Source organism: Streptomyces sp. M-16 (genome assembly GCF_052114405.1).
GTDB lineage: Bacteria > Actinomycetota > Actinomycetes > Streptomycetales > Streptomycetaceae > Streptomyces.
Genome location: NZ_JBFRER010000290.1, coordinates 1 through 1,700, shown reverse-complemented (window position 1 = coordinate 1,700; position 1,700 = coordinate 1). Strand labels below are relative to the sequence as shown.

The 1,700-nt window shown below is 81.1% G+C and carries 1 protein-coding gene; it reads left to right on the top strand.

Annotation, left to right across the window (positions count from 1 at the left end):
- Positions 1 to 168: 168 nt before the first annotated feature.
- Positions 169 to 1,700, top strand: a 1,532-nt coding sequence (locus AB4039_RS42150) for a hypothetical protein (RefSeq protein ID WP_442273298.1), incomplete at its 3' end; no start/stop codon positions are given.

Below are 1,700 nucleotides of genomic sequence, written 5' to 3'. Positions count from 1 at the left end.
GGCCTCGGGGAGGCGGCGGCCGGCCCGGTCCGGGGAGCTCCGGGGCCCTGTGGGGGGCGGGAGGCGGGCCTCGCCGCGCCGGGGTCCGGCGATCCCGCGCGCGGGATCGCCGTCAAGCTTTGAGACTCCCGTAGCCCGCCCGTAACACGGGTGGGATCCAATGCGGTCATGGAGACGCCGACTGCGCTGGTGATCGGGCAACTCACTGAATACGTGCGGGATTTGACGCGGAGACTGGACCCCGGAGCGGGCTGGTACGGGGAGTTCCTGCGGCGGGATCCGGGTGGGGTGCGGGCCTGTCTGGAGGGGGTCGCGATACCGCCGTGGGACGTACTGGAGTCGCTGCTCGGAGACCTTCCGGAGGATCCGGAGACCAGGGCCCGGGAGGCCGCCCACGCGGCGGGGCTGCGGGCCGCCGCGGTCGCCGCGTGGGACGCGATGCCGGGCGGGGAGCGGGAGCTGCGGCTCCAGCTCGACGCCGCGGCCGGGCAGTGGGCCGCCTCGGAGGCCGCGCTGCGCAGCCTGACCGACCGGCTCGGCGGCACCGCCGACCCGGGGGAGGCGGCCGCCCTGGCCCGGGAGCTCGCCTGGACCCGCGACGACGCGGCCCGCGCCGCCGGACGCCACGCGGACCTGACCACCCGCCTGCGGGCCCTGCCGCTGGCAGGCGTCCCGAGGCAGCGGGAGTGGCAGCCGGACCCGGCCCCGGACCGGGCGTGGCAGCGGACCCCCGAGCCGCCCCTCCCGCCCCAGCCCGACCGGCTCCCGGACCGGGAGGAGGGGGACCCCGAGCGGGGGTGGCGGCCGGAGCGGGAGTCGTGGTCGCAGCCGGACCCGGACCGGGCGTGGCGGGGGAGGCCGGATCTGGACCCGGACCGGGCGTGGCGGGGGAGGCCGGATCTGGACCCGGACCGGGCGTGGCGGGGGAGGCCGGATCTGGACCCGGACCGGGCGTGGCGGGGGAGGCCGGAGGGGGGCCTCGGGCAGGGGTGGCAGCCGGAGCCGGAGCCGGAGCCGGAGCCGGAGCCGGAGCCGGAGCCGGAGCCGGAGGCGGTGCCGGTCGGGAGGGGTGGGGGGCGGTGGCTGCGGGGAGCCCGTCGGGCCGGTGGGGCCCGGTACGCGGGTGCACCCCCGGCCGCCGCTGTGCCGGCCACCCCGACGGCCCCCCTCCCCGCCCCGCGCGGCGCCCGGTTCGCGGGCGGGGCCACCCTCGCGGAGCCCTCCCCGTCGGCCCCGCCCGTCCGGCCCGTGCCGGAACCGGGGGTCCCCGAAGCCCCCGCCCGCGGAGCGGAGGCGCCCGAGGGGCCCGAGGGCCCACGGCCCGCCCCCGACCCGGCCGCCCCCGACCCGGCCGGCCCTGGTCAACGGGTCCCGGAACGCGGCCCGTTCGAGCCCGCCGACCGGGCGCACCCCAGCGCCGGGACCGTGCGGCGCGACTTCGTCGCCGAGTTGCTGGCCCTACGGGAGCAGGGCCGTACCGGGGAAGCGCACGCCCTGCTCTGCGAGGCCGCCGCGTGGCCCGCGGGGCGGCTGCCCGCGCTCGCCGCCGAACTCGCCCGCGCCGGGCTGTCCGCCGACTGGGCCACCCTGCTGTGGGAGGCGGCCTCGCTCCCGCCCGAGCGGCTCGCCGCGGCCGCCGCCGCCCTCGGCGAGGCCGGCCGGGAGGGCGACTGCGACCGGCTGCTGTGCCAGGGCGTGGC